Annotated in this window: 22 protein-coding genes and 1 other RNA gene; 5 read left to right on the forward strand and 18 right to left on the reverse strand. The window is 69.3% G+C overall.

Annotation, left to right across the window (positions count from 1 at the left end; all coding sequences use genetic code 11):
• Window positions 1-58: 58 nt before the first annotated feature.
• Complete coding sequence (locus BDK63_RS12240; RefSeq protein WP_183332351.1) at window positions 59-709, reverse strand: hypothetical protein; 651 nt, start codon at window positions 707-709, stop codon at window positions 59-61.
• Window positions 710-714: 5 nt separating this feature from the next.
• A complete protein-coding gene (locus BDK63_RS12245; RefSeq protein ID WP_183332353.1) occupies window positions 715-933 on the reverse strand; it encodes a hypothetical protein in 219 nt (72 codons plus the stop codon).
• Window positions 934-1,328: 395 nt separating this feature from the next.
• Between BDK63_RS12245 and BDK63_RS12250 the strand changes: the two genes are divergently transcribed.
• Window positions 1,329-1,754, forward strand: coding sequence for a DUF3617 domain-containing protein (locus BDK63_RS12250; RefSeq protein ID WP_183332355.1), 426 nt, complete (start codon window positions 1,329-1,331; stop codon window positions 1,752-1,754).
• Window positions 1,755-1,822: 68 nt separating this feature from the next.
• Here the strand turns inward: BDK63_RS12250 and BDK63_RS12255 are convergent, their stop codons facing one another.
• A complete protein-coding gene (locus tag BDK63_RS12255; protein ID WP_183332357.1) occupies window positions 1,823-4,936 on the reverse strand; it encodes an efflux RND transporter permease subunit in 3,114 nt (1,037 codons plus the stop codon).
• Window positions 4,936-6,039: an efflux RND transporter periplasmic adaptor subunit gene (locus BDK63_RS12260; RefSeq protein ID WP_183332359.1), complete on the reverse strand. Its 1,104-nt coding sequence runs from the start codon at window positions 6,037-6,039 to the stop codon at window positions 4,936-4,938. Before BDK63_RS12260 ends, BDK63_RS12255 begins: the two co-directional genes overlap by 1 nt.
• A 285-nt stretch (window positions 6,040-6,324) precedes the next feature.
• Here BDK63_RS12260 and BDK63_RS12265 point away from each other — a divergent pair, with 285 nt between their 5' ends.
• A complete protein-coding gene (locus BDK63_RS12265) occupies window positions 6,325-7,515 on the forward strand; it encodes a BaiN/RdsA family NAD(P)/FAD-dependent oxidoreductase (RefSeq protein WP_183332361.1) in 1,191 nt (396 codons plus the stop codon).
• A 16-nt stretch (window positions 7,516-7,531) separates the two neighbouring features.
• On the opposite strand, the gene BDK63_RS12270 is transcribed toward BDK63_RS12265, so the two are convergent.
• Window positions 7,532-8,266, reverse strand: a complete 735-nt coding sequence (locus BDK63_RS12270; protein ID WP_183332363.1) for a ParA family protein — start codon at window positions 8,264-8,266, stop codon at window positions 7,532-7,534.
• Between the two features lie 199 nt (window positions 8,267-8,465).
• Here BDK63_RS12270 and BDK63_RS12275 point away from each other — a divergent pair, with 199 nt between their 5' ends.
• Window positions 8,466-9,122, forward strand: a complete 657-nt coding sequence (locus BDK63_RS12275) for a ubiquinone biosynthesis protein COQ9 (RefSeq protein WP_183332366.1) — start codon at window positions 8,466-8,468, stop codon at window positions 9,120-9,122.
• Here the strand turns inward: BDK63_RS12275 and BDK63_RS12280 are convergent.
• The 5 genes from BDK63_RS12280 to BDK63_RS12300 form a co-directional block, all read right to left on the reverse strand.
• The gene (locus BDK63_RS12280) at window positions 9,113-9,568 is read right to left on the reverse strand and encodes a DUF4149 domain-containing protein (protein ID WP_183332368.1); all 456 of its coding nucleotides are present in this window, start codon (window positions 9,566-9,568) and stop codon (window positions 9,113-9,115) included. The two genes, BDK63_RS12275 and BDK63_RS12280, sit on opposite strands and share 10 nt — an antisense overlap.
• A 31-nt stretch (window positions 9,569-9,599) precedes the next feature.
• On the reverse strand, window positions 9,600-9,908 hold the full coding sequence (locus tag BDK63_RS12285) for a YqjK-like family protein (protein WP_183332370.1): 309 nt from the start codon (window positions 9,906-9,908) through the stop codon (window positions 9,600-9,602).
• Window positions 9,905-10,318 carry a phage holin family protein gene (locus tag BDK63_RS12290; protein ID WP_183332372.1) on the reverse strand — a complete coding sequence of 138 codons (414 nt, stop codon included), beginning with the start codon at window positions 10,316-10,318 and terminating at the stop codon, window positions 9,905-9,907. Before BDK63_RS12290 ends, BDK63_RS12285 begins: the two co-directional genes overlap by 4 nt.
• Window positions 10,318-10,650: an ElaB/YgaM/YqjD family protein gene (locus BDK63_RS12295; protein WP_183332375.1), complete on the reverse strand. Its 333-nt coding sequence runs from the start codon at window positions 10,648-10,650 to the stop codon at window positions 10,318-10,320. The genes BDK63_RS12290 and BDK63_RS12295 overlap by 1 nt, the downstream gene beginning before the upstream one ends.
• A gap of 107 nt (window positions 10,651-10,757) precedes the next feature.
• Window positions 10,758-11,798: a phospholipase A gene (locus tag BDK63_RS12300; protein ID WP_183332377.1), complete on the reverse strand. Its 1,041-nt coding sequence runs from the start codon at window positions 11,796-11,798 to the stop codon at window positions 10,758-10,760.
• A 246-nt stretch (window positions 11,799-12,044) separates the two neighbouring features.
• Between BDK63_RS12300 and mscK the strand changes: the two genes are divergently transcribed.
• Window positions 12,045-15,419, forward strand: a complete 3,375-nt coding sequence (gene mscK / locus BDK63_RS12305; protein WP_183332502.1) for a mechanosensitive channel MscK — start codon at window positions 12,045-12,047, stop codon at window positions 15,417-15,419.
• 6 nt (window positions 15,420-15,425) lie between these two features.
• Here the strand turns inward: mscK and BDK63_RS12310 are convergent, their stop codons facing one another.
• Genes BDK63_RS12310 through BDK63_RS12320 form a run of 3 tightly spaced genes read right to left on the reverse strand, consistent with a single transcriptional unit; the run spans window position 15,426 to window position 19,515 of the window.
• Window positions 15,426-16,202, reverse strand: a complete 777-nt coding sequence (locus BDK63_RS12310; RefSeq protein WP_183332379.1) for a TlyA family RNA methyltransferase — start codon at window positions 16,200-16,202, stop codon at window positions 15,426-15,428.
• Window positions 16,203-16,208: 6 nt separating this feature from the next.
• The gene (locus BDK63_RS12315) at window positions 16,209-18,245 is read right to left on the reverse strand and encodes a transporter permease (protein ID WP_183332381.1); all 2,037 of its coding nucleotides are present in this window, start codon (window positions 18,243-18,245) and stop codon (window positions 16,209-16,211) included.
• A gap of 46 nt (window positions 18,246-18,291) precedes the next feature.
• A complete protein-coding gene (locus BDK63_RS12320) occupies window positions 18,292-19,515 on the reverse strand; it encodes an ATP-grasp domain-containing protein (RefSeq protein ID WP_183332383.1) in 1,224 nt (407 codons plus the stop codon).
• Window positions 19,516-19,757: 242 nt separating this feature from the next.
• Between BDK63_RS12320 and ffs the strand changes: the two genes are divergently transcribed.
• Window positions 19,758-19,854: signal recognition particle sRNA small type (gene ffs, locus BDK63_RS12325), an RNA gene on the forward strand.
• Between the two features lie 101 nt (window positions 19,855-19,955).
• On the opposite strand, the gene BDK63_RS12330 is transcribed toward ffs, so the two are convergent.
• The 5 genes from BDK63_RS12330 to BDK63_RS12350 form a co-directional block, all read right to left on the reverse strand.
• The gene (locus BDK63_RS12330) at window positions 19,956-20,411 is read right to left on the reverse strand and encodes an ion channel (RefSeq protein WP_183332385.1); all 456 of its coding nucleotides are present in this window, start codon (window positions 20,409-20,411) and stop codon (window positions 19,956-19,958) included.
• Between the two features lie 58 nt (window positions 20,412-20,469).
• Window positions 20,470-21,270 (reverse strand): amino acid ABC transporter ATP-binding protein, encoded by an 801-nt coding sequence (locus BDK63_RS12335; RefSeq protein WP_425485958.1) that lies wholly within the window; start codon window positions 21,268-21,270, stop codon window positions 20,470-20,472.
• A gap of 25 nt (window positions 21,271-21,295) precedes the next feature.
• On the reverse strand, window positions 21,296-21,949 hold the full coding sequence (locus tag BDK63_RS12340) for an amino acid ABC transporter permease (protein ID WP_183332387.1): 654 nt from the start codon (window positions 21,947-21,949) through the stop codon (window positions 21,296-21,298).
• A gap of 33 nt (window positions 21,950-21,982) precedes the next feature.
• On the reverse strand, window positions 21,983-22,639 hold the full coding sequence (locus BDK63_RS12345; protein ID WP_183332389.1) for an amino acid ABC transporter permease: 657 nt from the start codon (window positions 22,637-22,639) through the stop codon (window positions 21,983-21,985).
• Window positions 22,640-22,731: 92 nt separating this feature from the next.
• Complete coding sequence (locus BDK63_RS12350) at window positions 22,732-23,535, reverse strand: transporter substrate-binding domain-containing protein (protein ID WP_246386076.1); 804 nt, start codon at window positions 23,533-23,535, stop codon at window positions 22,732-22,734.
• Between the last annotated feature and the right edge of the window lie 93 nt (window positions 23,536-23,628).

The raw sequence follows: 23,628 nt of genomic DNA on the forward strand, positions 1-23,628 counted from the left end.
CGGTGCATCGAGATTCTCCCGACTGCCTCGACCCGCTGCATCGCGGCCCGGGGGGGGCCTACTCCTCGTCGGGAGCGAACTGGTCCGGCAGGTTCTCGTCGCTGCCTGCCAGGCTCATGGTGGCCTTGGGCGGGTCGAAGTCGTGGCACTCGCCGATTACCTCGCCCGTGGTCGAGATGACGATGCTTCGCTTCTCGGCAAAGCAGTAGTGGTAGCGCTGGATCTCGCCCCAGATGACCAGCGTGCCGCTGCTCTCCTGCCTGTGCTCGCGGGCCTTCTGGCAGGCGGCTTCCAGGCGCTCCTCCCAGGGCAGGCGCCAGAAGTCGATGGGAAACGGCAGCCGGCGGAAGCGCTCGGTGAAGGCCATGGCGAAGATCGGCGTGCCGGGGGCGCGCACATAGTCGGTATCGGCGAACAGCCAGTGGCGAAAGGCGGCGCGATCCTCGGCGAGGCGTTCGGCCACGGCGGCGATGCCGGGCCGGTAGTCGGACTCGGCAATGCCCACGCAGCGACAGAGCGCCTCGATAAAGCCCGTCTCGCCATGGAGGGGGGCGCAATGCTGGCGCTCCAGGCCCAGGTAGCGGCCGCCGATCACGGCCTGGTAGTGCGCAAGGGTGTCGGCGTCGGGCTGCCCGTAGCCGAGGTCGCGCAGCACCTCCTGCGGGGTCAGGTGGCGGGTGCGCAGGTGCAGTTCCTGAATCAGGTTCATGGCGATCACCTCCCTGCCGGTGGGGTGGCGGATGCCGCCCGGTGTCGTTGTGGAGCCGCCTGGCCGGGGAGAGCGGCCAGGATGGCGTCGTTTCGCAGCTCCGGGCGCACGATGTCGTCGCGGTCGAGCAGGGCGATCAGGCCGGGATATCGTGACGCCGGGGCGTGGCGGTAGGCGTCGGCGGCCCGGGCGGGAGGGCGAGGGGTGTCGATCGGGTAGGTCATGGTCGTCTCCAATTCCCCTGACGAGGCTCGCGCCGATGGGCTTGCGAGCGTGGTTCGGCCAGCGCCGACCCAGGGGAGTGGAGTCGCACGCCGCTTTAGCTGCATTTCTATCCCGCCCGCAAGTTGGTGCTTAAATCGGCGGTGGCCCGAGGGCCGAACAACAAGAAACCCGCTTTGCATGCGCTGAAGCGGGCCTCTGACGGTCGCTTTAGCGGCATTTGTAGAGCGCCCGCAAGCTGGAATTCAAATCGGCGCTTGATTGACACTAGCCGGGCGACGCGGCGTTTGTCAATCCCGCCACCGGCGCCGACCGGCCTGGGCGCGGCGAGCCGATCGGGGTAAGCTGCCTCCATGCCGAAGGAGAGGCATGCCATTTACCGACCGGGAGACACCCCATGCCGTTACGTTCCCTGCTGGCCGCCGTCGTGCTGGCCCTGCCGCTGGCCGCCGTGGCCGATACGCCCAACATCGTGCCGGGGATGTGGGAGTTCACCAGCACCACCTCGGTGACCGGCGAGGTGCCGATTCCCGACCAGACCGACACCCACCAGGAGTGCATCGCCCAGGGCGACCTGGATGACGCCGACTTCCAGTTCCTCGAGGTCGAGGAGGGCTGCGAGCTGCTCGAGCACAACGTCTCCGCCGAGGGCGTCGACTACCGCATGGTCTGCTACGCCGAGGGCGGCGAGGCGAACATCGATGGCCGCATGGACTTCCTCGGCGAGCGCGTCGAGGGCAACGTCGACGTCACGGTCCAGTCGCCCATGGGCGAGATGCTGATGAACACCGTGGTCGAGGGTGCGCGCATCGGCGACTGCTGAACCACGCCGGCATCGCGACACGAACAGGGCCACCCCATGGGGTGGCCCTGTTTGCATGGGCATCGTGGTCACCGCCCTGGCGTGCTGGCCTCCATCTCCTCCTCCAGGCGTCGCTTGACCTCGCCGGGCGAGCCGGTGTGGCGCGCCAGCAGGTCGTAGGCCACCGGCACCACGAACAGCGTGAACAGGGTGGCGGCGGCGACCCCGGAGAGGATCACCGTGCCGATCACCATGCGCGACTCGGCGCCGGCCCCGGTGGAGACGATCAGCGGGATGGAGCCCGCCATGGTGGTCACCGCGGTCATCAGGATCGGCCGCAGGCGGGTCACTGCCGCATCCACCAGGGCGTCGCGGAAGGCCAGCCCCTGGTCACGTAGCTGGTTGGCGAACTCCACGATCAGGATGCCGTTCTTGGCCGCCAGGCCGATCAGCATGACGAGCCCCACCTGGCTGTAGATGTTCAGCGACTGGCCGGTGACGTAGAGCCCCAGCATGGCCCCGCTCATGGCCAGCGGCACGGTGAGCATGATCACGAAGGGGTGCACGAAGCTCTCGAACTGGGCGGCCAGCACCAGGAACACCACCAGGGCGCCGAGGATCAGCAGGAAGGTCGTGGCGCCGCTGGCCTGCTGGAAGTCCCGGGAGGCGCCGCTGACGTCGGTCTGGGCCTGGGGGGGCAGCACCTCGGCGGCGGCGGCCTCCAGGTACTCCAGCGCCTCGCCCAGCGAGTAGCCGTCGGCCAGGTTGGCCTCGAGGGTGATCGAGCGGATGCGGTTGAAGCGGTTGAGGGTGCTGGCACCGGCGAAGTCGGTGAGGGTCACCAGGCTGGCCAGGGGGATCAGCTCGCCGGTGCGCGCGGAGCGCACCTGGATGTTGTCCAGCGCGCGCGGGCTGGCCTGGCTGGCGCGGTCGCCCTCGACGATGACGTCATACTCCTGGCCGTTGTCCAGGTAGCGGGTGACGTTGCGCCCGCCGAGCAGCACCTCCAGGGTGCGGCCGATCTCGGTGACGGTGACCCCGAGCGAGGCGGCCCGCTCGTAGTCGATGTCCACCCGCAGCTGGGGCTGGGTCTCGCGGTAGTTGCTGTCCAGGCCGATCAGCCGCGGGTTGTCCTCGCGGATGTGGGCCATCAGGGTGTCGCGCCATTCGGCGAGCTCCTCGTAGGTGCCGCCGCCCAGCACGAACTCCACCGGCTTGGCGATGCGTTGGCCGAAGCCCTGGCGCATCACCGGGAAGGCCTGCACCCCGGGCAGCCCGGCCAGTTCGCGACGCACGTCGTCCATGATCGACCAGGCGTCGCGGCGCTGCCCCCAGTCGGCCAGGCCGATGATCGCGAAGCCGCCGTTGAAGTTCTCGATGTTGCCGAAGCCGCGGGGCGCGCGGATCAGCACGCGCTCCATCTCACCGCTCTCCACCATGGGCTGCAGGCGCGCCTCGATCTCGTTCATGTAGTCCATGATGTAGTCGAAGGTGGCGCCCTCCGGGCCGTTGACCAGGATGATGAAGCTGCCGCGGTCCTCCTGGGGGGTGTATTCGCTGGGCAGCAGGCTGGCCAGCCACACGGTGGCGGCGATCAGCGCCACGAATACCGCCAGCACCGCCAGCCTCGCCTTGAGCATCCAGCCCAGCAGCGTGCGATAGATGCGCTGGGAGAGCTCCAGCAGCCACTGCACGGCGCGGGCGACACGGCTGTCATCCTGGGCCGGCTTGAGGATCTTGGAAGCCATCATCGGCGTCAGCGACAGGGCCAGCACGCTGGAGATGGCCACCGCGGCGGCCATGGTCAGGGCGAACTCCGAGAACAGCCGGCCGACGTTGCCCTGCAGGAAGGCCAGCGGCACGAACACCGCCACCAGCACCAGGGTGGTGGCGATCACCGCGAAGGCGATCTGGCGGGTACCCTTGAAGGCCGCCACCAGCGGCGTCTCGCCGTAGTCGTGCATGCGCCGATGGATGTTCTCCAGCACCACGATGGCGTCGTCGACGATCAGGCCGATGGCCAGCACCAGCGCTAGCAGGGTCAGCAGGTTGATCGAGAAGCCCATCAGGGCCAGGGCCATGAAGGCACCGATGATCGCTACCGGCACCGTGACCGCCGGGATCAGGGTGGTGCGCACGTTGCCGAGGAACATGAAGATCACCACCACCACCAGGCCCATGGCGATGAACAGCGTCAGCACCACCTGCTGGATGGCGCCGGCCACGAACACCGAGGCGTCGTAGTTGAGCGACAGCGTCATGCCCTCCGGCAGGCTGCCCTGGACACGCTCGAGCTCCGCCTGGACACCCCGGGAGACCTCCAGCACGTTGGCGGTGGACTGCTTGAGGATCCCCAGGCCGACCATGGGCACGCCGTTGGCGCGGAACACCGAGCGGTCCTCCACCGAGCCGATCTCGACCCGGGCCACGTCGCCCAGCCGCACCAGGTAGCCGTCGCTGCCCTGGGTGAGGGCCAGGCGCGCGAAGTCGTCGGGTTCATTGAAGCTGCGCGGCAGGCGCACGATGAACTGCCGGTCGCGGGACTGGAGCGAGCCGGCCGGCAGCTCGACGTTCTCGGCGCGCAGGGCGCCCTCCACGTCGCTCACCGTGAGGTTGCGGGCGGCCAGGGCGTTGCGGTCGATCCACACCCGCATGGCGTACTCGCGCCCGCCGCCGATGCGCACCCGGGCCACCCCGGGCTGCACCGAGAAGCCGTCGACCAGGAACCGGTCGGCGTAGTCGGTCAATTCGGGAACGGTATAGCCGTCGCCGGACAGCGCAAGCCACACCACCACTTCCTCGCTGGAGTCGGCCTTCTGCACCTCGGGCGGGTCGGCCTCGTCGGGCAGGTTGCGCAGTGCCCCGGAGATGCGGTCGCGGATGTCGTTGGCGGCGGCATCGATGTCCATGTCCAGGCGGAACTCGATGTTGATCCGCGAGCGGCCGTCCTCGCTGGAGGAGGTGATCAGCTCGATGCCCTCGACCCCGGCGATGCGATCCTCCAGGGTCTGGGTGATGCGGGTCTCCACCACGCTGGCCGAGGCGCCGGGATAGCGGGTGTCGATGCTCACCACCGGCGGGTCGATGGCGGGGTACTCCTGCAGCGGCAGGCGCTGCATGGCCAGCAGGCCGAAGGCGACGATCAGCAGCGCCAGCACCGTGGCCAGGACCGGCCGCTGGACGGAGAGGTCGGAGAGGCGCATCAGCCACGCTCCTCGCGGGCGGCGGCGAGGATCTCGCTCACCGAGGTGGTGTCGTCGGCGATGCCCAGCAGCTGCACCTGGTCACCCTCGCGAACGCGCTGCACGCCGTGGGCCACCAGCAGCTCGCCCCCCGAAAGCCCCTCGACGATCTCCGCCTGGCCGGTGCGGCGCTCGCCGACCTTGACCTCCCGGCGCTCCACGCGGTTGTCGTCGGCCTCGTCGATCACCAGCACGAACTGGCGGTCGCCGCTGGGGATCAGCACGCTCTCCGGCACCACCACGGCCTCGCGGGGGCTGCGCTGGACGACGACCTCCATGAGCATGCCGGGGCGCAGGCGCAGCTCGGGGTTATCGAGCTCGGCCCGCACCGTCACGCTGCGGCTGACCGGGTCGACGCGGCTGCCGACGCTCTCCACCACGCCATCGAAGCGCTCGTCGGGGAAGGCCACGCTGTGTGCCGTGAGCGGCAGGCCGGGAGCGAGGATCGCCAGGAACACTTCCGGCACGCTGAAGTCGAGCTTCATCACGTCGACCTTGTCCAGGGTCACCAGCTCGGTACCGGGGGTGACCAGGCTGCCCACGCTGATGTTGCGGAAGCCCACCACGCCGTCGAAGGGGGCGCGTACCCGGTAGTTGGTAAGCCGAGCTTCGAGCCCCTGGATCTCCGCCTCCACCTGGCGCAGCCGCGCCCGAGCATCCTCCACATCGGCGCGTGGGGCCAGGTTGCGGCTCTGCAGCTGGGCGAGGCGCTCGACGGCGGCGCGCCGCTCGTCGCGCAGGGCCTGGGCCACGCGCAGCTGGGCCTGCTGCTCGGCATCCTGCAGGCGCACCAGCAGCTCGCCGGCCTCTACCACCTGGCCGTCGCGGAAGTTCACCTCGACGACGGTGTCGGTGACGGTGGCGGAGAGGGTGACGCTTTCGTCGGCGCGCAGGGTCCCCAGCGCCTCCAGCGGATCGGACCAGGCCTCCTGCAGCACCCGGGCGCCGATCACCGGGGTGGATTCCTGGGCGGCGAGCGGCAGGGGCAGCAGGAGGGCCAGTACAAGCAGCGCCGGCAGCAGCCGGCTCGGCAGGAAGCGGAAGAGGGGCGATGAGGGGGTCATGGGGGCTCTTGGTTGGATGGCATGAGGCGGGTCGCGAGCGTCGGGGTCCATGAGTCGCAAGGGCATCCTGCCGGCAGCGGATCATTAACAGGCTAGCCATGATCGTCGCACAGACTGTGACAACAATTCACAAACGCTCGGATCAACCCTTTTTAGTGTACAAGGTTTGTACATTGGTTCAATGCGCGTCCAGCTAAATGGCGGCCTCAAGGGCGGGCCCATCAACAGGGCATCGCCGGCCTGCTAGAATGCGCGTCCTTCGAGACGGCGGGCAGGAGAGCGGGCATGACCTTCGATACGGTGATCATCGGCGCGGGCGCCGCCGGCCTGATGTGCGCGCTGACGGCGGGCTACGCCGGGCGGCGCGTGCTGGTGATCGACCACGCCAACAAGGCGGGAAAGAAGATCCTGATGTCCGGTGGCGGACGCTGCAACTTCACCAACCTGGCCTCCACGCCGGCCAACTTCTTCGGCGCCAATCCGCGCTTCTGCATCTCGGCGCTGAAGCGCTACCGCCCGGAGCACTTCGTCGAGCTGGTGGAGCGCCACGGGGTCGACTACGTGGAGAAGGCGCCGGGCCAGCTGTTCTGCGCCGACTCCGCCAGGGAGATCGTCCGGGTACTGCTCACCGAATGCGAGTGGGCCGGGGTGGAGGTGCGCCTCAGGACCGCCGTGGAGGGCATCACGCGCCACGGCGAGGGCATGCGGCTGGTGACCTCGGCGGGCACCATCGACTGCGGCGCGGTGGTGGTGGCCACCGGCGGGCTCTCCATTCCCACCATGGGCGCCACCGGCTTCGGCTATGAGATCGCCCGCCAGTTCGGGCTCGCCGTCACCGAGACCCGCCCGGCACTGGTGCCCTTCACCCTGACCTCGCAGTGGAAGGCGCGGGCCGAGTCGCTCGCCGGGGTATCCTGCGAGGTGGCCGTGCGCTCCCTGCGGGCCGGTGAGCCCCGGGGCCACTACCGCGAGCCGCTGCTCTTCACCCACCGTGGCCTCTCGGGCCCGGCGATGCTGCAGATCTCCAGCTACTGGGAGCCCGGCGACGAGCTGGCCATCGACCTGCTGCCGGGCGTGGCGGCCTTCGAGGCGCTGTGCACCGCGCGCCGGGAGACGCCCAGGCGCCAGCTCTCCAGCTGGCTGGCCGAGCGGCTGCCCCGGCGCCTGGCCCAGGCGCTGGTGGAGTGGCACGGCGGCGACGGCGTGCTGGCCGAGCGCAGCAACGCCGAGCTTTCCGCCTGGGCGGCCCATCTCGGCGACTGGCGGATCAAGCCGGCCGGCACCGAGGGGTGGCGCACCGCCGAGGTGACCCTGGGCGGCGTCGATACCCGGGCGGTGTCGTCGAAGACCTTCGCGGTGGAGGGGCTGCCCCAGCTGCGCTTCATCGGCGAGGTGCTCGATGTCACCGGCGAGCTGGGCGGGCATAACTTCCAGTGGGCCTGGGCCAGCGGGGTGGCCTGCGGCAACGCCCTCTGAGGCCCTCGTCAGGCTCCTACGCCAGGCGCTGGGCGATCTCCTCCCACAGCGCCCGGTAGGCTCGGGCCGCGGGGGTGGCGGGGGCGAAGTGGCGCAGCGGGGCGCGCTCCAGGCCCATGCGCTCCACCACGCTGGCGCCGGGGATGGTCGTGGAGAGGCGCAGCGGCCAGCGCTCCGGTAGCGCGGCGATGGTCTCGCGGTGCAGGGTGCGGCGGCGGTCCGCCAGGGTCACGAAGGGCCACACCTGGCAGGGGATGTCGCGTTCGTCGAGGAAGTCGCGCAGCTGCTCCAGGGTGCGTACCGAGAGCACCGTTGGGACGATGGGCACCAGCAGGGCATCGACGCTGGCGAAGACGCTCTCGGAGAGGGTCGAGAGGCTGGGCGGACAGTCGAGGAGGACCAGGTCGTAGTCGTCGCGGACCGGCTTGAGGATGCGGCGCAGCTGGTTGTCATGCCGGTCGGCCAGCAGGTGGTCGAGCTCCCGGGAGGCCAGCGCGGCGGGGAGCAGGTCGAGGCCCTCGATCTCGGTGGCCCGGATCACCTTGTCGAAGGCGGCCTTGCCCTTCACCAGCCGGGCGACGCCGCCACGCACCTTGGGCTTGGCGCGCAGGTAGAAGGTGGTGGCGGCCTGGGGGTCGAGGTCCCAGAGCAGTACCCGCCACCCCGCGGCCGCCGCCTCGGCCGCCAGGTTCACCGCCGAGGCGGTCTTGCCGACCCCGCCCTTGATGCTGTAGAGCGCCAGCATGCGCATGGCGTGCCTCCCTTCTCCCCGGTGTGCGCCTTGCCGTGTCGCATCGCGCCGTCAATGCGTCGCCCTGCGGCGACGCCGTACCATACCAGCTCGGCCCGCTCACCCGATGACAGTTTCATGACGGTCGCGGCGTCGCCGTTCCGGGGTCTATTCTCCTGGCAGGGAGTGCCCGATCGCCCAGCCTGCCCCGGAGGTGCCCATGACCCTGATCGCCGTTCACCACGATCCCGGCGCCGACGAGACGGCGCTGCGCGACCGCGTCGTCGACGAGGCCCTGCGCCAGGCCGAGAGCCACGGCTGGGAAGCGGTGCGCCTCACCGAGGTGGCCGCCCGCCTGGCGCTGCCCATGGCGCCGGTGCTGGCCGAGTTCCGCGACCTCGACGCGGTGGCCAACGCCTGGTTCGCCCGGGGCCTGGACGCCATGCTCGCCGACACGCCCGACGGCTTCGCCCACTGGCCCGAGGCGCAGCGCCTCGAGCACTGCCTGCTGGCCTGGTGTGACGCCCTGGCGGTCCATCGTCGCGTCACGGTGGCGATGCTGCATACCAAGGCCCACCTGCCGCACCTGCACACCTGGGTGCCGATGGTGTTCGACCTGTCGCGTATCGTGCAGTGGTGGCGCGAGGCGGCGCGTCTGCCGGCGCCCTACGGCACCCGGCGCGCCCAGGTCGAGGAGCTGGCGCTCACCGGGCTCTTCCTGGCGACCCTGGCGGTCTGGGCCCGAGACACCAGCGAGGGCCAGGCGCGTACCCGGCGCTTCCTCGAGCGGCGCCTGGCCCACGGCGCCCGCTGGATGAACCGGGTGCCCGGCGGGCCGGGCGGTGACCGGGCCCACCAGGCGTCGCCTCAGAGATAGCGGCCGCCCGAGGCGATGGCGACGGTCAAAAGCCCCAGGATCAGGTTCAGGCCGATCAGCCGGCGGATCTGGCCGAGCTGGCGGCCGCCCTCGGGCCAGTCGGCCTCGCCCACGGCGCGCCTCAGGCGGCGGTAGGGGGCAAACCAGACGTGCAGGTAGATCGCCATCATCGCCAGGCCCAGCAGCAGCATCAGGTGGATGTGCCAGCGCGCGCCGGCCATGCCGCCGAAGACCGCGAAGAGCATCCACAGCCCGGTGACCAGCAGCACCGCGACGGACGCCCACACCCACGGGAAGAAGCGGTCGAAGACACCGCTCCACAGCGTCAGCCGCTGCGGGGGTTCCAGCTGCCCGGCGGCCACCGGGCGCAGGATCATCCAGGCGAAGAACATGCCGCCCACCCAGAGGACGGCGGCGAGCACATGCAGGGTGATGGCGAGGGACATGGGAGGTTCCTTCCGACGATAGGGGAGGGCGTCAGCGCAGCAGGCGCCTTGCACGGCGCAGCAGCAGGCCGCCGGCCACCAGCCGCCTGGCCACCCGCAGCACCGAGTTCGGGTGGCGGGCACTCCTCAGCAGCAGCACCCCGCCCAGCGCGTAGAGCGGCGCCTTGAAGCGCCTCAGCGTCTGCCAGCCGTCGTCGAGGGGGCGGCCGGCCTCCTGGAAGCGGCTGGCCTCGACCAGGATATCCACGCGCTGCTGCTCGATCCGGGCCTCCAGGCGGGCCTTCTGCTCGGCCCGGGGCCGTGGAGCCTCGTCGCGGCGGGCGGGCAGTCGGGCGCTCATGACCGCTCTCCGTGGCGCGTCGCCTCGCGGTCGCGCTCCACCAGGTCCCGGTCGGTGGCCAGGTGCTTGAGGGTACTGGCGAGCAGGGTGCGCCGGCGGGCCAGCTGCATCACCCGCAGGGCGAGCCCCGCCCCGCCGCCCAGCAGCAGCGCGGCGCTGACCGCGATGGCGGTGAGGCGGTAGCTGTCCCAGAAGGCGACGATGATCAGGGTGGTGAGGACGCCGATCCCCAGCAGCAGCAGGATCAGGCTGAGCCCGGCCAGCAGCAGCAGCCCGATCAGCCGGGCGCGTTCCTCCTCGAGCTCGAGCACGGCGAGACGCAGGCGCGTCTCGCCGGTGGCGAGCAGGCTGGCGAGCAGCCGCTTGGCCGCCTCGAACAGCCGTTGTGCCGGTCCCTGGCCTTCCGACATCAGCGACGCCCGATCAGCATGCCGACGACGACCCCCACGGCGGCGCCGATGCCGATGCTGGTCCAGGGGTTGTCGTGCACGTAGCGGTCGCAGGCATCGACCTGGTGTTCGACGGAGTCGCGGGCCTCGCCATAGAGGCGCTCACCGCGGGATTCCAGGCGGTCGCGGGTCTCCTTGAGGCGCTTCTCGGCGCGGTCGCGCAGCTCCTTGATGTTGCTGCGGGAGTCGTCCGCGGTGGCGTTGACCAGCTCCTCGATGGTCTGGGTCAGGTGGTGCAGGTCTTCCTTGAGCTGCTGGGTGGATTCGTGGGTATGCGGGGCACGGTTTGCCATCGGGGTCTTCCTCTGACGGTGAATGACAGCCTCAGCATAGCAGCCGGGGCCACCCTTGGCAGCGGGGACACCGACCCGCCGCCGGGGGCTTGATCCCGGTCAGGGCGTCAGCGGGTCATGCGGCCGCCCGAGAACAGCGGGTTGAGGCTGAACCCCAGGCTCAGGCGATGGTTGCGGTGGTCGTAGTCGATCATGCTCTCGCCATAGCCGTAGTAGTACTGCACGTGGGCGCGGATATTGCTGTCGAAGATCGGCCAGGAGTAGTCGACCTGGGTGCCCATGTTGCCGGCGCTGGGGTTGCCGCGCCACAGCAGGCTCAGCTCGTTGTCGCCGAAGCGCCGCGCCAGGGTGACGTCGCCGTAGCCCATGTAGCGCTCGATGTCGGGGTTGTCGTCCTCGCTCTCCGATTCCGGGATCCGCCAGTGGGGGGCCAGGCTGAAGGCCCAGTCGCCGCGCTGGAAGATGCTCTCCAGGTAGACGCGGTTCCAGCTGCGCGACAGCGGGTCCGAGCGGCCGTTGGAGAGATGGTTCACCGCCAGGCGGTTGCGGATGTTGGTCCAGCCCAGCACGCGCCAGGCGTTGTCGAAGCTGAGGAAGATCTCCGGCTCGTAGTTGGTCTCGCGGAAGGGCGACGAGGAGTCGCTGTTGTAGGCCTGCCACCAGCTGCGCTGGGTGTAGGCGAAGTAGAGGTCCCCGGTGTCGCCGAACAGCCCCTCGGCCAGGTTGACCTTGGCGCTGAACTGGAACTTCACCTCGACGTCGTCGGGTCCCTTTTCTGCCGAGATGTCCCGGAAGGCCTCCCGGTTGGGGCTCGCCGTGTAGCTGGCCGGGAAGAGGTAGTTGCGCCGGTAGGTGGTGATGGCGAAGGGATTTCGATCGGACTCCCGCTCCAGCTGGCGGCGCTCCACGGCCTCGATGGCGGCGACCTCGTCCGGGGGCAGCTCGCCCGAGCCGGCCGGTGCCTCGCCCTCGGGCAGGGTGTCGAGTTGACGCTGCAGCGCCTCGAGCTCCGCGTTGAGGGCCTGCATGCGCGCCTCCAGGGCCGCCCGCTCGGCCGCGGCCGCCTCGTCGGCCTGCGCCGAGGCGCCGTGGCTCAGCAGGGCCAGGGCGGCCCCGGCGAGGGCGAAGGTTCGAATCGACGAGGTCATGGCGGTGTCCCGGGGAATGCATGGATGGAGTCCGCCGTTCTACCACGCCGGTGGGGCAAGTCAACTCCCGTTGACGATACTGGCTTGCCGCAATTGCCTTGCCGGCGCGGGACGCCGAGAATCGGCAGGGTGGACAAGGTTCCCAGGAGATCGAGGACGCCAGTGAAGAGCATGTCGAAGGCGATGGCGCCGGGACGTCGGGCGGCGGGCGCGGCAAGGGGGAGGGTGGCCCCGGGGCTGCTGGTAATGCTGGTGCTGATGGTGGCGCTGGCCGGCACCGCCTGGGCCCAGGCTGAGCTGCCCGAGCGTCCGGCGGTGGAGGAGCGGCTCGCCGACCTCCAGCCGGAGGAGGGCGAGAGCCCCGGGCGTGACCGGCAGCGTGACATCGAGGCCCTGGAAGCCACCCTGGCGGGGCTGGATGAGCTGGACCGGGTCGAGGAGCGCCTGGAGGCGCTGGAGGCACGCGTCGAGCAGGCGCCTGCGGAGCTGCTGCGCCTGGAGCGGGAGCTGCTGGCCGAGGAGGAGGCGGCCATGGACCTGTCGGCCACCGACCTGGATGACCTGCCGCTGGACGAGCTCGAGCAGCGCCAGCAGGAGTCGGTGATCGAGCTGCAGCGGCTGCAGGATCGCCTGGCCGAGGTCAATGCCCAGCTGCTCTCCGCCCAGACCCTGCCCGAGCGGGCCCAGCAGGCCATCTCCGAGGCGATGCAGGCCGTGGAGCGCTCCCGGCGACAGCTGGACGAGCTGGACGGCAGCGGGCTCGCCGAGGATGCCCCGCGGCTCTGGCAGCGTCGCGTCGAGCGGCGCCTGGCCGAGGTGACCCTGCTGTTTCACCAGCGGGAACTGAGCACCAACACGCGCCTGCGCGAGCTGGACCAGCAGCGTCGCGACCTGATGACCCAGCAGATCACCCGCCAGGAGTCGGAACTCTCGCTGCTGCAGAACGTCATCGAGCGCAAGCGCCGCGTGGCCTCGGAGCAGGCCATCGCCGATGCCGCCCGGGACGACCCGCTGCTCGAGGCGGGGCACCCGGTCCTCGAGCGCGCCCAGCAGATCAACCGCGACCTCAGCCTGGAGCTGCTGCGGGCCAACGACCGCAGCAACGCCCTGGTGCGCGAGAGCCTCACGGTGCGCAGCCAGCTCGACCACGTTCGCCAGCTGCAGCGCAGCCTCAACGAGCAGATCGAGGCGATTCGCGGCAGCATCCTGCTGTCGCGGATCCTGCGCGAGCAGCGCCGCTCGCTGCCCCAGGTGGCCCCGCGCCGCGACCTGCAGGACGAGATTGCCGACCTGCGCCTGCGCCAGTTCGACCTGGTGCGCCAGCGCGATCAGCTGCGCCAGGGCGAACGCCTGGCCAGCCAGCGCCTGGAGGAGGCCGGGGTCGAGGTGAGCGAGGCGCTGGTCGACTCCCTGCAGCGCCTCTACCAGTCCCGCCGCGAGCTGGTGGACCGCCTGGAGCAGACCTACGGCAGCCTGCTGAGCTCGGCCATCGAGCTGCAGCTCAACCAGCAGCAGCTGCTCGAGACCTCCCGGGAGCTGCGTGCCACCATCGACGAGCAGCTCTTCTGGGTCGCTAACACCCGCCCGCTGGACCTGGCCTGGATGCGCCAGCTGCCCGCCAACCTGGTGCTCGAGTGGCAGGAGGGCGAGTGGCGGCAGGTGCTGCCGGTGCACTGGCGTCCGCCCACCGCCGGCGCCCTGGTCGGGGTGCCGCTGCTGCTGGCGGCGGCCGTGCTGCTGTGGAGCCGGCGGCGCATCAAGGCGCGCCTGGCGGAGCTGCACGAGCAGATCGGCCGGCTGCGCAGCGATACCCAGCTGCACACGCCCCGGGCGGTGCTGTTCAACGCCCTGCTGGCGCTGCCCGGGCCCCTGGCCCTGGCGGCCATCGGTAGTGCCCTGCTGGCCGGCGGCGAGGGCATCGCCCATGGCCTGGGGCTGGCCGCCCTGCAGCTCTCGCTGGCCTGGGTGGTGGTCGCCTGGGGGCGTCGCCTGCTGGTGTCGGACGGCGTGGCCACCAAGCACTTCTACTGGCCGGCGGGCTACGCCGCCCGGCTGCGCTGGCTGCTCGGCTGGCTGGGGATGGCCCTGGTGCCGGTGCTGCTGATCGCTACCCTGGCACGGGACACCGACTTCGGCCTCAACCACCGTCCGTTGGCCCTGGGGCTGCTGGTGTCGGGGCTGCTGACCATGAGCTTCCTGCTCGCCCGGCTGATCCTGGCCCATGCCCCCTTCTTCGGGGTGAAGCTGTTGCGGCTGGTGCTGGGGCTGGCCATGGCCGCGGTGCCGCTGGTGCTGATCGGCCTGATCGTCGCCGGCTACGAGTACACGGCGCTGAGTCTGGTGGGGCGCTTTGCGATCACCCTGTACCTGCTGGGGCTGTGGATCCTTGTGGAGGCCGCCGTGGTGCGGGGCCTGGCGGTGGCGGCACGCCGCCTGGCCTTCAAGCGGGCACTGGCGCGGCGCCGGGCCCATGCCCAGGAGGGGGCCGACGGGGGGCTGGAAGTGGTCGAGGAGCCGCCGCTGGACATGGAGAAGATCAACCAGCAGTCGCTGCGCCTCTCCAAGCTGATCCTGCTGATCGGCTTCGTGTTCCTGCTCTACCTGGTGTGGGCCGACCTGCTGACGGTGCTGGGCTACCTGGAGCAGGTGGCGATCTGGGAGACCGACGAGGCCGAGGGCGCCGACCTGGTCGGCGGCACCCTGTCGGTGGCCGACATCTTCACCGCGCTGCTGATCGTCGGGCTGACACTGATGATGGCGCGCAACCTGCCGGGGCTGCTCGAGGTGATGGTGCTGTCGCGCCTGGAGCTCAAGCAGGGCAGCGCCTACGCCATCACCTCGCTGCTCTCCTACACCATCATCGGTACCGGCCTGGTCGCCTCGCTGGGCACCCTCGGCGTCTCCTGGGACAAGCTGCAGTGGCTGGTGGCCGCGCTGGGCGTGGGCCTCGGCTTCGGCCTGCAGGCGATCTTCGCCAACTTCGTCTCGGGGCTGATCATCCTCTTCGAGCGGCCGGTGCGGATCGGCGATACGGTCACGCTGGGCAACCTGACCGGCACGGTGAGCAAGATCCGCATCCGCGCCACCACGGTGACCGACTTCGATCGCAAGGAGATCATCATCCCCAACCAGACCTTCATTACCGACCAGCTGATCAACTGGTCGCTGTCGGACACCGTCACCCGGGTGGTGCTGACCTACGGCGTCGCCTACGGGTCGGACCACCGCCTGGTGCACCGCCTGCTGCGCCAGGCCGCCGACGAGAACGAGCGGGTGCTGGCCGACCCCGAGCCCCAGGTGTTCTTCATGGACTACGGCGAGAGCACGCTCAACTTCGAGCTGCGCATCTTCGTCAACTCGCTGGGGGATCGGCTCTTCGCCACCGACGAGGTCAACTGCCGGGTCGGCGAGCTGTTCGCCGACCACGGGGTCGATATCGCCTTCAACCAGCTCGACGTCTGGCTGCATCGCGCCGGCGGGGCGTCACAGCGGGTCCAGCAGGTGCTCCCCGCCGGCGAGCCCGCGCCGGCCCACCCGCCTCCCGGCGCCCACGGCGACCCGGGGGAGGTCGATCTTGACGGCGGGGGAGACGGCGGTGGCGGAGGAGACGGCGGACGCTGAGTCCCGTCAGGCCGGCGACGGCTCGCGCACGGCGTGGAGCAGGAATTCGTGGTTGCCGTCGCCGCCGAGCAGCGGGCTCTCCTGCCAGTGGCGGATGGCGAGGCCTACTGCGGCGCAGCCGTCGCGGATCTTCGCTTCCACCTCCCGGTAGCGGGCGGGATCGGTCACCAGGCCGCGGTCGTTGACGCCGCCCGGGCCGACCTCGAACTGCGGCTTGACCAGGCTGGCAAGCTCACCTCCTGCGGGCAGCAGGGCGGCGATCTCCGGCAGGATCAGCGTCTGCGAGATGAAGGAGACGTCCATCACCACCAGCTCCGGCCCCGTGGCGCCCTGGGCCGCGAAGGCCGCCCCCAGGCGGGGATCGCCGGCCATGGCCCGGGCGTTGAGCCCCTCCAGGCAGGTCACCCGGGGATCCTCGCGCAGCCCCGGGTCCAGCTGGTCGTGGCCCACCTCCACGCCGATCACGTGGCGCGCCCCGTGGGCCAGGGCACAGTCGGTGAAGCCGCCGGTGGACTGACCCACGTCGAGCACCAGCCGACCCGCCAGGTCGAGCCCCAGGGCCGCAATCAGCGCCTCCAGCTTGAGCCCCGCGCGGGAGACATAGCGCTCCTCGGGGTCCGCTTCCACCGTCAGCCGCGTATCGTCGGCCAGCTTCTCGCCGGGCTTGGTCAGTACCCGGCCGCCCTCGGCCAGGGTAACTCGCCCATGACGAATCAGCCGCTGGGCGCGGGTGCGGGAGCGGGCCAGGCCCAGGGTCACCAGCAGCTGGTCGAGACGCGGCATCTTCCCCTAGGGTCCCTCGTCGGCCTGCAGGTCGGTGGGCGGGATGCGGTCGGCACCCCAGCTGCGGTGGATATGGCCGATCACCCGGTCGAGCTCCTCCTGGGTGATCTCGGCCAGCTCGCCGCGCTCCAGCGGGTCGTAGTGGAAGATGTAGAGGCGCGAGGCGAACTGCTCGAAGGGCAGCGAGGCCTCGCCGAAGCGCTCGCCGTGGCCGGCGGTGCTCACCTTGATCCCGTCGCCCCAGTCCTGGCCGCTGTCGTTGTTGGGGTTGAAGAAGTAGACCCGCATCACGTCGGAGGGGTCCAGGGAGACCCGCAGCACGGTGATGGCGTGCCAGCCGATGAAGCGTGCGGCGCTGTCGGTGACGGCGATACCCGCCGGCTGGGGATGGATCAGCGGCTGGTTGCCGTTGTAGTAGGGGTGGTAGCTGGCATAGAAGTGGCGCAGGAAGGTATCCAGCTCATGGAGCTGGCCGCTGGCCACGTCGACGTTGATGCGAAAGCCGCGCCCGGACCACCAGCCGTGGAACTCCGGGTTGACCCAGCGGTGGGGGTCCCCCTCGCGGCCGATGCAGCGCCGCCCCATCTCGGCGTAGATGCGGTCCAGATGGGGCACCACGATCAGCGATACCGGGTCGAGGTCCATGGGCAGGCTCTGGGCCACCCCCGAGAGGCTGGCCATGGAGGAGATCGGCTGGCCCTCGAAGTGCATGATGATCTCGTCGTCACGGGCCGCCCAGGCCACCATCTGCAGCAGGTAGTCCGGGTCGTTGTAGGCCCACATGGAGAGCGCCCGGGCCGACTGGCAGGTGGGGTTGTTGCCCTGGCCCACGCCCAGCGGCTGGCCGAGCATGCACAGTACCCCCTCCAGCAGGCGGGCCCGCGGCGAGATCGCCTCGCCGAAGGCCAGGTTCAACCGCGCCTGGGACCACTCGGAGAGCGTCAGCCCCAGTTGGCGCCACATGGCCGGTGCCACCGGGGGCTGGTAGAGGATGCCGCGCTCCAGCATCAGCGCCAGGCCGTAGACGGCCTGGGGAGTGGCCGGATGCACGCCGCCGCGGATCAGCGCCGAGACCAGCTCGCGGTAGCAGAGCAGGCAGTCGCGGCCGGTGGAGGAGAGGCCCAGCGCCTCGGCCAGCAGGTGGTCGCCGTGGTCGAGCAGGTGGCGCAGCAGCACCGGGTGATAGGGCGAGACCAGGCCGGTGTCGTGCATCGCCCGGGCGAAGCCGGTGGCCTCGCCCTGCAGGGCGGCGGCGTCCATGCTGGAGAGCCGCTCGCGGTAGGGCTCGATGCCGGGGTCCTCGCGGCAGGCCCGGGTCGGGCCGAACAGCGAGCTGACCAGGCGGTCGGCCCCCTGGCCGCTGGCCCCCAGGTCGATCTCCGGGTTGGCCTGGCAGATCGCGATCTGGGTGATCATCGCCTTGACCGGCTCCACCTGGATGGGGCGCTGCTGGAGGATGCGCCAGATCTCGTCGATTAGGCGGTCGATGATGTGCTCGTAGCCGATGCGCTCGGCCAGGTGGCGGAACAGGTGACGGGGGATCTGCGCCAGGCGCCCCTGGGTCTCCCGCTCGGCCTCGCTGGGCGCGCCGAACAGCAGCCACAGGTTGATCGCCATCACCTGGGTCAGGTAGTGGTGCGCCTGCTCGGCCGAGACCATGGGGTGCAGGTACTCCCCCTTGGCCACGGCCAGCAGCCGCAGTTCGCTCAGCGCCTCGATCACCACGGTGTTGGGGTCGGGGCTCTTGAGCGCATGGGTGGTCAGCGAGGGCACCAGGTACTGGGGCGTCTCCCAGTCGGAGCCGAGGAACACCCCGGCCTCCTCGAAGGCCCTGGCACGTTCCTCGATGGCGGCGGCGCCGCCCTCCTGGAGGAGCACCCGGCGGGCGGTATCCAGGACGCGGGGGAGCTTGCCGGGCTTGGCGAACTCCCGTGCGCTCGCCAGCAGGGCGATCGCCTCGTCCAGTTTCTGGCAGAGGCCGGCGAGCCTGTCGCTGGCCTCTGTCGTTGCACTGGTGTCTTGCGTCTGTCGGTGCGTGGTCACGCCGACTCCTTGTCGTCAGGCTGTCATTTTTTCCATGACGCCTGTATCAGACATAGAAATCAAGCTCTTCCATATGCTTGAGCAGTTCCTTCATGCGCGCCGCCTCGTCGCCCTTGAAGTAGACCAGGCCCCAGTGGGTACCGAAGGCGGTGCGCTTGGTGACGGTCTCCTCCATCGGCGGGGTCAGCTCGTGGGACTCGAAGTAGGGGTCGTCCTCGACCTCCTCGGGAATCTCCAGCTTGCTGACCACGCGGCGGCGCGGATAGACCCCGAAGCAGCCGGCGAAGCCGTCGGCATCCACCACCTCCTTCGGGAAGAAGGCGGCGACCTCCTCCGGGGTGCTCTTGGGGTCGAAGACCAGCATGGAGGCCTGGTAGGCGTTGAAGCCATAGACCCGCTCGAGCAGCTCGAACACCTTGAAGCCCGGCGGCCGATAGGCCACCTCGCCGAAGTACATCTCGCCGTCGCTGGTGACGAAGTACTCGGGGTGGATCAGGCCGAACTCGATGTCGAAGGCCTTGATCAGCTTCTCGATCTGCGCCGTGATCTGCGGGCGGTAACTCTCGAGTTCCGGCGAGGCCGGCACGAATACCGAGTAGCCCAGGGTCACGTACTCGGAGATATTGAGGAAGGCGATCTTGCCGTTGTGGATCCAGGCCTCCACGGCAAACTCCCAGCCGTCCAGGTGCGACTCCATCAGCACCGGGAACTCCTCGTCGGGGATGGTATCGACCTCGTCCGGCGTGCGGATCACCCGATGGCCCAGGCAGCCGGCCTTGTCGAAGGCCTTGAGGTGGATGGGGTCGTTGGGGTCGCCGTCGAGCTTGAGCAGCGTCTGGTTGACCCGCTTGAGGAAGCGCACGACGTCCTCCTTGTCGTGGGCCTCCTCGAAGATGCCCACGCGGATGCCGCCCAGCTGGGCGCGGCGCTTCATCAGCGCCTTGTCGCGCAGCAGCAGCGACTGGCCGTAGATTCGTGGGCTGTCGAGCAGCACCGAGTTGATGGCGCCGGCCCACTCCACGGTCTCCTCGAACAGCGGGATGGCCACGTCGACGCCCATCTCCTGCAGGGTGTGGGCGATCTCCATCGAGCGGTCGTTCAAGCGTTCGAAGTTCCAGGGCACGTAGGGGATGTCGTGCTTCTGGCAGTACTCTTCCGCCCAGTCCGGGGCGACCACCACGTAGCGTCGGTCGAAGTTCTCGGCGGCTTCGATGGCGTTCAGGCTCCAGCCCAGCAGGGCGATGTAGCCCTTGTTCGGATCCTTCTTCATGGGGCGCCTCCAGATGTCGGCAATGGGTGAAGCCTCCCGGGTATGGAGTCGGCTCGAGAGGCAGGGGATGCCCTTCACCATACAGCACTGGAAGGCGACTCACACCCTTGCAGCGCAGCGCGCCATCGCGACTCCCCTTGCCCTTGCCGCCCGGCAGGCGCGCTGGTATAGTGCCGTCGCACTCGGCAAGTCATTGATCGCTCGCCGGGTTTGACACCCAGCGTGTCATGTCGTGGTGGCCCCGTCGGTCCTCCCGCAACGCTAGACCGCAAACCCCGCCAGGCCCGGAAGGGAGCAACGGTAGTGGTGGACGCGTGTGCCGGGATGTGGCTGTCGGGGCCGCCTCCTTTTCGGGCTCCGGCCTTTTCGATTTTTTCCTCTCCCGCGCGCCTGCCTCTCGTCCACCGAGCCGTCGATCGACGCCTCTTGCGGTGCGACGTTTACCTGCCCCCCTCCCAGTGCTTCTGCATCTCGATGAAGGTCAGCGAGGCCGACCAGGTGATCAGCATGAAGCCGGTGAGCGCCTCGGTGCCCATGAGAAAGCGGATATGGCCCTGGGGCACCAGGTCGCCGTAGCCGAGGGTGGTATAGGTCACGGCCGAGAGATAGACATGGTCGAGGAAGGTGAGCGACTCGAAGCCGGCGAGGCTGCCCGCCAGGGGGTGGTCGAGCAGTAGCCAGGCGGCCAGGCCGAACAGCCAGATCTCGGCGATATGCGCGCCCAGCAGGCCGAAGATCAGCACCAGGAAGCGCCGCCGCTGGGTGCCGGACGCCTTCTCCATCAGCCGGCTCAGCGCGATGGCGACCTCGTAGTGCAGCAGCACGCAGGCCACCACCACGGCGAAGGTGGTGCCCGCCACCAGCCAGTGGCCCGTATCGACCCAGTCTCCCGTCACGTTCGGCCGCTCCTGCGATGGCTCACGATGGCAGCCTACACCAGGTCAGTCACCCCGGTCAGCCAGCGGCCGCTGCGCCGGGCGAGGCCTGCCCCAGATGCTTGCGCAGGAAGTGGCGGGTGCGCTCCTGGTCCGGATTCGAGAAGAGCTTGTCGGGCGTGTCGGCCTCCACCACCACGCCGCCATCCATGAACATCGCCCAGTCGGAGACGTCGCGGGCGAAGGCCATCTCGTGGGTGACGATCAGCATGGTCATGTGCTCCTCGGCCAGGCCCTTCATCACCCGGTTCACCTCCTCCACCAGCTCCGGGTCCAGCGCCGAGGTGGCCTCGTCGAACAGCATCACCTTGGGCTGCATGGCCAGGGCGCGGGCGATGGCCACCCGCTGCTTCTGGCCCCCGGAGAGGGAGCTCGGGTAGGCCCGTGCCTTGTCCGCCAGTCCCACGCGCTCGAGCAGCTCCATGCCCAGCTCCCGGGCGGCCCCGGCATTCATGCCCTTGAGCTTCCTGGGCGCCAGCGTCACGTTCTCCAGGGTCGAGAGGTGGGGAAACAGGTTGAAGTGCTGGAACACCATGCCCATGTTCTGGCGGATATGGTTGATGTGCCGCTCGAAGGCCAGCCCCTTGAGGTCGGGCCGGTTCACCTGCACGCCGTCCAGCAGGATCTGCCCCTCGTCGATCACCTCCAGGTTGTTGATGGAGCGCAGCAGCGTGCTCTTGCCCGACCCGGAGGGGCCGATGATGGAGATGATCCTGCCGCGGTCGACCCTCAGGTCGATGCCCTTCAGCACCTCAAGGTCACCGAAGCGTTTCTTGATCCCCTTGAGCTCGACCATCGGGGTGTCTGTCGTCTGTGTCATGCGAGAACCTCTGGAACGGGGCGGGTTAGCGGCGATAGGCGGCACGGCGCTCGATCCACGTCTGGCCGGCTTCCATCATCAGGTTGATCAGGTAGTAGATGACCGCGATGGTGATGTAGAACTCGAAGGGCCGGAAGGTCACGCTGATGGCGTACTGGGAGACATAGACCATCTCGCCGATGCCGATGGCCGAGAGCACCGAGATATCCTTCACCATGATGATCATGTTGTTGCTGAGCTGGGGCAGGGCGCGATAGAAGGCCTGAGGCAGGATGATGTAGAGCAGCGTCCTCAGGTGGCCGAAGCCCAGTGACCGCGACGCCTCGTACTGGCCGCTCGACACCGAGCGGATGGTGGCGATGAAGATGTCGGCGTTGTAGGCCATGTAGTGGAAGCCCAGGCCCAGGATCCCCACCACGATGGCCGGTATCAGGATCAGCTCGCCGAGGCCGAAGTAGAGGAAGTAGAGCTGCAGCAGCAGCGGGGTGGTCATGAACAGCCAGATGAAGAAGCGCAGCGGCCAGCTGACCACCTTGCGGGTATACAGCGAGATGACCGCCACGATCTGGCCGCCGAGGATCGACATCGCGGCCACGGCCAGGCCGATCAGCAGGGTGACGCCCACGCCCTTCAGCAGCGTGGGGAAGTAGGTGATGACGGGACTGAAGTCGAATTCCATGGGGCTGTCCTGGTGGTTGTGGCCCGGCAGGCGTTACAGGAAGGTGTAGCGCGTGGCTCGGCGGTAGAGGAACTCCACGAGGCCCATGACCGCATAGATGATGACGATGTACATCAGCGCACTGAGGGTGAAGACCTCCAGGGGCTTGTAGGTGGAGCCGATCAGCCGCTGGGCCTGGTAGGTCAGCTCGACCACCGAGATGATCGAGACCAGCGAGGAGTTCTTGACCAGGATGATCGCCAGCACCCCGACCGAGCGGATCATCAGGCCGGCCGCCTGGGGCAGGATGATGTGCTGCAGCGTGGCCAGGCGGCCGAAGCCCAGCGAGCGCGATGCCTCGTTCTGGCCGCTGTCCACCGATTCGATGGCGCCGCGCATGGCCTCGCTCATGTAGGCCCCGATGTTGAAGGCACCCACCACCACCCCGCAGGTGAAGGGGTCGAGGCGCAGGCCGATCGCCGGGCCGCCGTAGAAGACCAGCAGCAGCTGCACGAAGTAGGGGGTGCCACGCACCACGCTGATATAGGCGCGGGCCAGCCAGCGCAGCGGTGGCAGGCGCGCGGTCCTGAGGGCCACCAGCGCCGTGGCGATGAAGAAGCCGAAGAACAGGGCGCGGGCCGAGATGTCCAGGGTGACCCAGGCCGCCTTTACCAGCAGCGGCGTGATGTCGATCATCAGGTTGATGTCCATGGTCGTCGTGACCCTGTCGTTGTGATTGTCATGATGAGGTCAGGCGGGCAGGCACCGGCAGGGCTTTCGCCCTGCCGTGCCGAGGCGAGGCGTCAGTTGAAGTCGACGCCTTCGCCGATCCAGGTGTCGACGATCGCCTGGTAGGTGCCGTCCTCCCGGATCTCGGCCAGCGCGGTGTTGAGCGCCTCGCGGAGTTCCGGAGAGCCCTTCTGCACGGCGATGGCGGCCGGGAAGCGCGGCAGCTCGCCCACGTCGACCTGCCTGATGGGGAGGTCATTCTCGTTGAGCGCGACATAGACGGGGATGTCGTCGGCCACCATCACGTCGATCCGCCCGGTGGTGAGGGCATTGAGCATGTCCGGCAGCCCCTGGAAGGTCTGGTTGCGCCACCGCCCCTCGGCCTGCTCGGTGGCCCACTGGTTGCCCGTCTCGCCGAGGGTCGAGCCGACCCGCTTGCCGGCGAAGTCATCGATGCTGGCGACGTCGTCGGTCTCCTCCCGCACCCAGATCGAGAGGCCCGAGCTGTAGTAGGCGTCGGTGAAGTCGACGGCCTTCTGGCGCTCCTCGGTGGCGCTCATGCTGCAGATGCAGGCATCGAAGCGTCCGCCGGCCAGGGCCGCGACGATGCCGTTCCAGGGTGAGGTCTGGATGTTCACCTCGACGCCCATCCTGTCGGCCAGGGCCTCGGCGATGTCCACGTCGAAGCCGATGAGGTTGCCGGCCGTGTCCACGAAGCTGAAGGGCGGGTAGGCGCCGGAGTTGGCGACCTGGAAGACGTCCTCCCGGATCTCCGGAAGGTCCCGGGCCTGGGCCGGCAGGATGGCCAGGGTGGTGGCGCCCAGCAGCGCCAGGGTGCCCATCAGGGGGCGAAGAAAGGGCTTGTTGTGCTTTTTCATGTCGATACCTGCGTGTTGTCGTTGGTGAAAAGCGGCTCGGGGAGCCATCTGGCGTCCATGACGCCGGTGCGTTCCGAAGCGAATCGCTGACGG

The sequence above is a fragment of the Halomonas campaniensis genome (genome assembly GCF_014193375.1).
Lineage (GTDB): Bacteria > Pseudomonadota > Gammaproteobacteria > Pseudomonadales > Halomonadaceae > Halomonas > Halomonas campaniensis.

What these genes read in the sequence shown, in the direction of transcription:
- BDK63_RS12240 (WP_183332351.1), bottom strand. Translation starts at nt 709, where the DNA reads ATGAACCTGATTCAGGAACTGCACCTGCGCACCCGCCACCTGACCCCG.
- BDK63_RS12245 (WP_183332353.1), bottom strand. Translation starts at nt 933, where the DNA reads ATGACCTACCCGATCGACACCCCTCGCCCTCCCGCCCGGGCCGCCGAC.
- BDK63_RS12250 (WP_183332355.1), top strand. Translation starts at nt 1,329, where the DNA reads ATGCCGTTACGTTCCCTGCTGGCCGCCGTCGTGCTGGCCCTGCCGCTG.
- BDK63_RS12255 (WP_183332357.1), bottom strand. Translation starts at nt 4,936, where the DNA reads ATGCGCCTCTCCGACCTCTCCGTCCAGCGGCCGGTCCTGGCCACGGTG.
- BDK63_RS12260 (WP_183332359.1), bottom strand. Translation starts at nt 6,039, where the DNA reads ATGACCCCCTCATCGCCCCTCTTCCGCTTCCTGCCGAGCCGGCTGCTG.
- BDK63_RS12265 (WP_183332361.1), top strand. Translation starts at nt 6,325, where the DNA reads ATGACCTTCGATACGGTGATCATCGGCGCGGGCGCCGCCGGCCTGATG.
- BDK63_RS12270 (WP_183332363.1), bottom strand. Translation starts at nt 8,266, where the DNA reads ATGCGCATGCTGGCGCTCTACAGCATCAAGGGCGGGGTCGGCAAGACC.
- BDK63_RS12275 (WP_183332366.1), top strand. Translation starts at nt 8,466, where the DNA reads ATGACCCTGATCGCCGTTCACCACGATCCCGGCGCCGACGAGACGGCG.
- BDK63_RS12280 (WP_183332368.1), bottom strand. Translation starts at nt 9,568, where the DNA reads ATGTCCCTCGCCATCACCCTGCATGTGCTCGCCGCCGTCCTCTGGGTG.
- BDK63_RS12285 (WP_183332370.1), bottom strand. Translation starts at nt 9,908, where the DNA reads ATGAGCGCCCGACTGCCCGCCCGCCGCGACGAGGCTCCACGGCCCCGG.
- BDK63_RS12290 (WP_183332372.1), bottom strand. Translation starts at nt 10,318, where the DNA reads ATGTCGGAAGGCCAGGGACCGGCACAACGGCTGTTCGAGGCGGCCAAG.
- BDK63_RS12295 (WP_183332375.1), bottom strand. Translation starts at nt 10,650, where the DNA reads ATGGCAAACCGTGCCCCGCATACCCACGAATCCACCCAGCAGCTCAAG.
- BDK63_RS12300 (WP_183332377.1), bottom strand. Translation starts at nt 11,798, where the DNA reads ATGACCTCGTCGATTCGAACCTTCGCCCTCGCCGGGGCCGCCCTGGCC.
- mscK (WP_183332502.1), top strand. Translation starts at nt 12,045, where the DNA reads ATGCTGGTGCTGATGGTGGCGCTGGCCGGCACCGCCTGGGCCCAGGCT.
- BDK63_RS12310 (WP_183332379.1), bottom strand. Translation starts at nt 16,202, where the DNA reads ATGCCGCGTCTCGACCAGCTGCTGGTGACCCTGGGCCTGGCCCGCTCC.
- BDK63_RS12320 (WP_183332383.1), bottom strand. Translation starts at nt 19,515, where the DNA reads ATGAAGAAGGATCCGAACAAGGGCTACATCGCCCTGCTGGGCTGGAGC.
- BDK63_RS12335 (WP_425485958.1), bottom strand. Translation starts at nt 21,270, where the DNA reads ATGACACAGACGACAGACACCCCGATGGTCGAGCTCAAGGGGATCAAG.
- BDK63_RS12340 (WP_183332387.1), bottom strand. Translation starts at nt 21,949, where the DNA reads ATGGAATTCGACTTCAGTCCCGTCATCACCTACTTCCCCACGCTGCTG.
- BDK63_RS12345 (WP_183332389.1), bottom strand. Translation starts at nt 22,639, where the DNA reads ATGGACATCAACCTGATGATCGACATCACGCCGCTGCTGGTAAAGGCG.
- BDK63_RS12350 (WP_246386076.1), bottom strand. Translation starts at nt 23,535, where the DNA reads ATGAAAAAGCACAACAAGCCCTTTCTTCGCCCCCTGATGGGCACCCTG.